At 74.2% G+C, this 6639-nt stretch carries 5 protein-coding genes; 4 read left to right on the top strand and 1 reads right to left on the bottom strand.

Annotated features, from left to right (window positions below; genetic code table 11):
* Window positions 1-229: 229 nt before the first annotated feature.
* The 3 genes from B7L92_RS35875 (at window position 230) to B7L92_RS35865 (ending at window position 4819) form a co-directional block, all read left to right on the top strand.
* Window positions 230-2014 (top strand): N-acetylglutaminylglutamine amidotransferase, encoded by a 1785-nt coding sequence (locus tag B7L92_RS35875; RefSeq protein WP_081241375.1) that lies wholly within the window; start codon window positions 230-232, stop codon window positions 2012-2014.
* Window positions 1987-4152 (top strand): S9 family peptidase, encoded by a 2166-nt coding sequence (locus B7L92_RS35870; RefSeq protein WP_081241374.1) that lies wholly within the window; start codon window positions 1987-1989, stop codon window positions 4150-4152. The genes B7L92_RS35875 and B7L92_RS35870 overlap by 28 nt, the downstream gene beginning before the upstream one ends.
* A gap of 208 nt (window positions 4153-4360) precedes the next feature.
* Window positions 4361-4819 carry an ATP-binding protein gene (locus B7L92_RS35865; protein ID WP_081241373.1) on the top strand — a complete coding sequence of 153 codons (459 nt, stop codon included), beginning with the start codon at window positions 4361-4363 and terminating at the stop codon, window positions 4817-4819.
* A gap of 87 nt (window positions 4820-4906) precedes the next feature.
* Here B7L92_RS35865 and B7L92_RS35860 read toward each other — a convergent pair whose 3' ends face one another.
* Window positions 4907-5890, bottom strand: coding sequence for a phosphotransferase family protein (locus tag B7L92_RS35860; RefSeq protein WP_081241372.1), 984 nt, complete (start codon window positions 5888-5890; stop codon window positions 4907-4909).
* A gap of 180 nt (window positions 5891-6070) precedes the next feature.
* Here B7L92_RS35860 and msrA point away from each other — a divergent pair, with 180 nt between their 5' ends.
* On the top strand, window positions 6071-6583 hold the full coding sequence (msrA, locus tag B7L92_RS35855) for a peptide-methionine (S)-S-oxide reductase MsrA (RefSeq protein ID WP_081241371.1): 513 nt from the start codon (window positions 6071-6073) through the stop codon (window positions 6581-6583).
* Window positions 6584-6639: the final 56 nt, after the last annotated feature.

Below are 6639 nucleotides of genomic sequence, written 5' to 3'. Positions count from 1 at the left end.
ACACTCTCCTTGGTCGGGCGTCCGTACGCACGCCCGACCAAGGAGAGTGTCACACCGTCATGCCCTGTACACCCACATCCTCAGAGCAGGTCCAGGACCCGCTTCCGGCCGGGGACGGCCCCTGCCCGTCCACCGGGCGGATGCCCGCCCCGGCAGACGGGCGCCGGCTCACCGGTTGTGTGCTGCCGCCCCGCCGAAGTGCGGGTCCCGGGGGAAGGAGGAGCCTCTGATGTGCGGGATCAGCGGAGAGCTGCGCTTCGACGGCGGCCGGCCGGACATCGCGGCGGTGGAACGCATGACCGACCGGCTCGCACCGCGCGGCCCCGACGGACGCGGCCTGTGGGCCCAGGGCCCGGTCGCCCTCGGACACCGCCGGCTGAAGATCATCGACCTGTCGGACAGCGGCGCCCAGCCCATGGCCGACCCGCGCGGCCGGATCGCCGGGGTCTTCAACGGCTGCGTCTACAACTACCGCGAGCTGCGCGACGAACTGCACGCGCTCGGCCACCGCTTCTTCTCGGAGTCCGACACCGAGGTGGTGCTCAAGGCCTACCAGCAGTGGGGCACCGAGTGCGTCGAGCACTTCCACGGCATGTTCGCCTTCGTGATCGTCGAGCAGGACACCGGGCGCGTCGTGCTGGCCCGCGACCGGCTCGGCATCAAGCCGCTGTACCTGTCCGAGACGGCCGGGCGTCTGAGGTTCGCCTCCTCCCTGCCCGCCCTGCTCGCGGCCGGCGGCGTCGACACCTCGCTGGATCCGGTCGCCCTGCACCAGTACCTCAGCTGGCACGCCACCGTCGCCGCGCCCCACACGGTCCTCAACGGCGTGCGCAAGCTGCCCCCGGCCACCGTGCGGGTCGTCGAACCCGACGGCAGCCACCACGACCACCGCTACTGGCAGCCCGCCTACACCCGCCGCCCCGAGCACGCCGGCCTGAGCGCCGACGACTGGACGGACGCGGTGCTGGACGCCCTGCGCACCGCCGTGCGCCGCCGCATGGTCGCCGACGTGCCCGTCGGCGTGCTGCTCTCCGGCGGCCTGGACTCCAGCCTCATCGTGGCGCTCCTGGCCGACGAGGGGCAGCACGACCTCGCCACCTTCAGCGTCGGCTTCGAGTCCGAGGGCGACGAGGAGGGCGACGAATTCCACTACTCCGACCTCGTGGCCCGCCACTTCGACACCCGCCACCACCAGCTCATGGTCCCCTCCGACCGGGTCGCCGGAGCCCTGGACGGGGCGGTCCGGGCCATGAGCGAACCCATGATGAGCCACGACGTGGTGGCCTTCCACCTGCTGTCCGAGCAGGTGGCCAAGGAGGTCAAGGTCGTCCAGAGCGGCCAGGGCGCCGACGAGGTGTTCGCCGGCTACCACTGGTACCCGGCGATGGCGGGCGTGCCGCGCGAGCGGGCCGCCGAGGCGTACATCGACATCTACTTCGACCGCTCGCACGCCGACCTCGCCCGGGTGCTCGCCCCCGACCTGCTGCCCGGCCGCGACGCCTCCGCCGAGTTCGTCCGTGCGCACATGGCGGCCGACGGCGCCGAGACGGCGCTCGACGCGGACCTCCGCCTCGACACGCACGTGATGATGGTCGACGACCCGGTCAAACGGGTCGACAACATGACGATGGACTGGGGCCTGGAGGCCCGGGTGCCGTTCCTCGACCACGAACTGGTCGAACTGGCCGCCGCCTGTCCGCCGGAGCTGAAACTCGCCGACGGGGGCAAGGGCGTCCTGAAGGCCGCCGGCCGCAGGGTCCTCCCGCGCCGGGTGGTCGACCGGCCGAAGGGCTACTTCCCGGTCCCGGCGATCAAGCACATGGCCGGGCCCGTCCTCCAGCGGGTCCGCGAGGCCCTCACCGCCCCCGAGGCCAGGGCCCGCGGCGTCTTCCGGGAGGAGTACGTCACCGAGCTGCTCACCGCGCCCGACGAGCACCGCACCAGGCGAGGGGCGAACGCGCTGTGGCAGATTGCGTTGCTGGAGATATGGCTGCAGACGCACGAAATTCACTGACGGACGCGGGGCGGGCCGCGGCGGCCGCCGCATCCGCCGCCCCGGACGAAGACGGCACCTCGCACGCCCCGTGGCCGGTGGCCGACGGCGTCCCGGCCGCCCGCCCCGCACCGGAGTCCCTGCTCCTCGCGGACACCTCGGTGCCGGACGGCGCGCCGCCCTCCGGGACCGTGCACGGCTGCTGGTACCCCTCGGTGGACCCCGGCGGCCGGTACGTCGCCTTCATCTGCGACCGGGCCGGGGTGCCGCAGCTGTGGACCGGCCCCGTGGACGGCGAGGAGGTGCACCTGCTCGACGCCGACCCCGATCCGGTCATCGAGGTGTCCTGGTCCCCGGACGGCCGCTGGATCGCCTACACCACGGCCCCGGGCGGCGGCGAACTCACCCGCGTCCTGTGCGTGCGCCCGGACGGCACCGGACGGCATCTGCTGGCCGGCGGCGAACCCGGTACGTCCGCGCTCCTGGGCTGCTGGCAGCACGACGGATCGGCGCTCGCGGTGACGGTCACCGATCCCGTCCCGCCGCGCTCCGCGCACGCCGGCCCGGCGGCGCCGGAGCCGCCGGGCCCACCCGGTGGTGCCCGCCGCGACGGCCGTGCCGTCCTGCTGGACGCCCCGTCCGGACGGGGCTCCGCGGGCGGCATCGCGACCGTCCAGGAACCGCAACCGAGGACCCTCTCCGCGTACCTCGTCGACCCCGAGGGAGTCGACGCGCCCGTGCTGATCGCCAGCGAACGCGGCGCGTCCACCCTGCGCGTGTGCGACCTCAGCCGGGACGGCCGGCTCGCCCTCCTCTACCGGGGGCCGCGCGGACGCCGGCAGGCCCTCGTCGTCCGCACCCGTGACCGGACGGTGGCCTGCTCCTTCCCGGTCGCCGACGGCGACCCGTGGATCGGCGGCTTCTCCCCGGACGCGGGCACGCTGTGGCTGCGCAGCGACGGCGACCGGGAGTACGCCGCCCTCGTCGCCGCCCGCCTGGACGCGCGGGGACACCCGCTCGGGACGACGGTGGTGGCCCAGCGCCCGGACTGCGGACTCGAACTGCTCGCGCTGGAGCGCGACGCGCGCCACGCGGTGCTGGCGTGGAACGTGCGCGGGGTGAGCGAGCTGGAGATGGTCGACCTGTCCGGGACCGCCCCCGCCTCGGCCGGGGCCGCGCGGACCGTCACGCTGCCCCACGAGGTGGTCGTGGGCATCGCGCCCACCGCCGACCCCGACGCCCCCGTCGTGGCGCTGTCCGGATCCCGGCGGTACCCCGGCGTGTGGTGGCTGCCCCACGGACTGCCGCTGCGCACGCCGTGGTCCTCGCGCGACGCGGACGACGAGCACGCGGCCCCGGCGGGCCGCACGCCCGTGCGGCCGATGCCCATGAGCCCCGTGGCCCGCGACGGACTCACCCTCGGCGGCTGGTACTACCGTGCGCCGGGCCGCTCACCGGGGGAACCGGCGCCGTGCGTCCTGCACCTGCACGGCGGGCCGGAGGAACAGGAACGCCCGGTGCTCGATCCGCTCTACCTCGAGCTGCTCGGCAGGGGACTGGACGTCTTCGCCCCCGACGTCAGGGGCTCCTCCGGGTACGGCCGCTCCTTCGTCGACGCGGACCTGGGCGCGGGGCGCTTCGACGCGATCAACGACGTCGAGGACTGCGCGGCGCACGTGGTCGTGGAGGGCCTGGCCGATCCCCGGCGGCTGGCGGTGATGGGCCGTTCGTACGGCGGCTACCTGGTGATGGCGTCCCTGGTGTGGCATCCGGACCTGTTCCGCACGGGGGTCGCGGTCTGCGGCATGTCGGACTTCGCCACCTTCTTCGCCGGGACCGAGCCCTGGATCGCCCAGTCCGCCGCCCACAAGTACGGGCACCCGGACCGCGACCGCGACCTGCTGCGCGCGCTGTCCCCGATGAGCCGCATCGAGGCGCTGCGCGCCCCGGTGCTGGCCGTCCACGGCGAGCACGACACCAATGTGCCCCCGGGCGAGTCCGAGCAGTTCGTCCGGGCCGTCAGGGAGCGCGGAGTGGAAGCGGAACTGCTTCTTCTGCGCCATGAGGGCCATGACTTCCGCCGTGCCGACAACCGCCGCCTGTTCCGTCGGACCGCGGCCGACTGGATGGAACGCCACCTGTTGGACCGGGGGCCGTGAGAGGGCCCGGCGGCAGGGCCACCGAGGCGGCCGGCCGGACGTTGGCGCAGCTCGCGGGGATCCGGCCGGTCGCGGGACGTGTCCGGAATCCGTCCGGGACGACGGCCGCGCGGGGCGGTGTCACAGGTACCTGTCACACTGCGGGGGGCGTGCGGGGGAGCGGTGCGGGTAGTCGCGCGGGTGTGATCGGTGAGTAAAGGCGGACCGGATGGAACCAGTTCCTGTCGACGAGGGGGGCGCTGCGCCGGGCGCACCGCGGCTGAAGGCTTCCTACGCCCTGGACGGCGGCGGTGCGTGGATAGCGCAGGCCCGCCGTCTCGCCGCGGAGTTCCTGACGCGGGCGTGCGTGGAGGACGACCTGCCGGTGTCGACCCGCGCGGTGGAGGTCACCCAGCTCGTGGTCAGCGAGCTGGTCACCAACGCCCGCAAGTACGCACCCGGCCCCGTCCGGCTGGACCTGCGCGTCCTCGACGACGCCCTGGAGGTGGTCGTCCGGGACGGCAACCCCGTGCTGCCGGTGCCCCGGGCCGCGGATCCGGGCCGGGTCGGCCAGCACGGACTGGAGATCGTGATGGCCGTCGCCCAGTGGCTGGACGTGCAGCAGGAGCCGGCCGGCAAACGCGTCACGGCACGGATCGCCCTCCTCGACGCCCCGGCGGTCGGATAGCGGCGAGAACCGGGACCGCCCCCGTCCCCCGCCCGACCGGTGCGCGGCGCGACGGGCCGGGTGCGCCGCCCGGGGCGGCGGCGCGGTTCAGCCGTACCGGTCGAAGAGGGCCTGTATGTACTCCTCCAGCCTCCGGCTCAGTACCTCGGGCGTCAGGTCGGCGCGGCCCAGCTCCCGCCACGGCACGGCGACCTTCTCCGCGTCGGGCGCGAAGGCCAGGGCGTCCAGCAGCCGCCAGTGGAGATGGGCGCCGCGGTCCTCGTCCAGGGTCCCGCCCGCGGCGACGTAGTGGTCGGCGAAACGCATCCCGGCGGGAACACCGTGCAGCAGGGCCAGGGCGGTCGAGCAGTGGGCGACGTCCAGGTCGGCCGGCCCCCAGGAGGTCTCCACCCAGTCGACGACACCGCCGATCCGCAGGGCGGGGCCGTCGCCCGAGAAGAGGACGTTGCCGGGGTGGTAGTCCCGGTGCAGGAAGCAGCCGCGGTGGTCCGGCGGCTCACGGCGGATGACGTCGACGGCCCGCCGCCACAGCTCCGGCCGCCGGGTGTCCCCGGGCGGACCGACCCGCTCGGGGGAGGTCCACGCCTGATAGGGCCGGGGCCGTGTCTCCGCGGTCACCGGCACCCGGTGGATGCGCAGCAGCTGGCGCGCCAGCAGTACGGCACGCGCGTCGGCGCCCTCGTCGTCCAGCCGTACGGTCCCGGGCAGCAGGGACATGAGCAGGGAGGGGTGGTCGCAGTACCGTGCGGTCGCGTCCACCGCCGCGAGCGTGGCCGCGGGCACGTCCGTGTCGCCGAGCAGGGACAGGACGGCCGCCTCGCGGCCGAGCAGACCCTCCGCGTGCCGGACGAAGAAGGGTCTGACGAAGGACCGCAGGACCAGGGAGCGCGGGCCCTTCGGCCCCCGGACGTCCAGACGGCGCATCCGGGACGTCCAGCCGCCGCGCAACCGCACCACCCCCTCGATGCGTTCGCCCTCGAGAAGCCCCTTCTCCACCCAGGCACGCGTGGCGTCCCAGCCCCGGTCGTCGAGGCCGGTGCCGACGCCCCCCGCCCCCTCGCTCGTCGTCATGCGCGGGAGACTATCGGTCCGCCCGCCCGCACGGAGTCCGGGGCGGGCGGACCGGAACAATCGTGTGGGCGGCGGGGTTGTCGTTGCTGGACAGGACCGGCGGTGACCGGCGACGGCCGACGGCGCGTACGGCGCGAGCCGGGTGAACCGGCCGGAGACGTGGGAGAAGGGCGAGACGAGATGACGAGGACCGAGGAGAAGGCACTGCTCGCGGGCGGCTGCTTCTGGGGCATGCAGGAACTGATCCGCACGTTCCCGGGCGTGCTGACCACACGGGTGGGATACAGCGGCGGCGACGTGCCCAACGCGACCTACCGCAACCACGGCACTCACGCGGAGTCGATCGAGATCACGTACGACCCCGAGGTCACCGACTACCGCACGATCCTGGAGTACTTCTTCCAGATCCACGACCCGACCACGAAGAACCGCCAGGGCAACGACATCGGCCTGAGCTACCGCTCCGCCATCTTCTACCTCGACGACGAGCAGAAGCGCGTCGCCGAGGAGACGATCGCCGACGTCGACGCGTCCGGGCTGTGGCCGGGGCCCGTGGTGACCGAGGTGGCCCCGGCCGGCCCGTTCTGGGAGGCCGAGCCGGAGCACCAGGACTACCTGCAGCGCTACCCGGACGGCTACACCTGCCACTTCGTGCGCCCCGGCTGGCGCCTGCCGAAGCGCGCGGAGTCCTGAGCCGAGGCCGCACCGCGGAGAACGGAAGGACGAAAACACGGAAGGAGGGGCGCGCC

Origin of the sequence: Streptomyces viridosporus, assembly GCF_002078235.1 — a bacterium.
GTDB classification, from domain to species: domain Bacteria; phylum Actinomycetota; class Actinomycetes; order Streptomycetales; family Streptomycetaceae; genus Streptomyces; species Streptomyces viridosporus.
The sequence above is the reverse complement of the archived record's forward strand: the minus strand, read 5'-3'. Positions and strand labels throughout refer to the sequence as shown.

Coding starts and splice junctions, on each gene's coding strand:
- B7L92_RS35875 (WP_081241375.1), top strand. CDS start 230: ATGTGCGGGATCAGCGGAGAGCTGCGCTTCGACGGCGGCCGGCCGGAC.
- B7L92_RS35870 (WP_081241374.1), top strand. CDS start 1,987: ATGGCTGCAGACGCACGAAATTCACTGACGGACGCGGGGCGGGCCGCG.
- B7L92_RS35865 (WP_081241373.1), top strand. CDS start 4,361: ATGGAACCAGTTCCTGTCGACGAGGGGGGCGCTGCGCCGGGCGCACCG.
- B7L92_RS35860 (WP_081241372.1), bottom strand. CDS start 5,890: ATGACGACGAGCGAGGGGGCGGGGGGCGTCGGCACCGGCCTCGACGAC.
- msrA (WP_081241371.1), top strand. CDS start 6,071: ATGACGAGGACCGAGGAGAAGGCACTGCTCGCGGGCGGCTGCTTCTGG.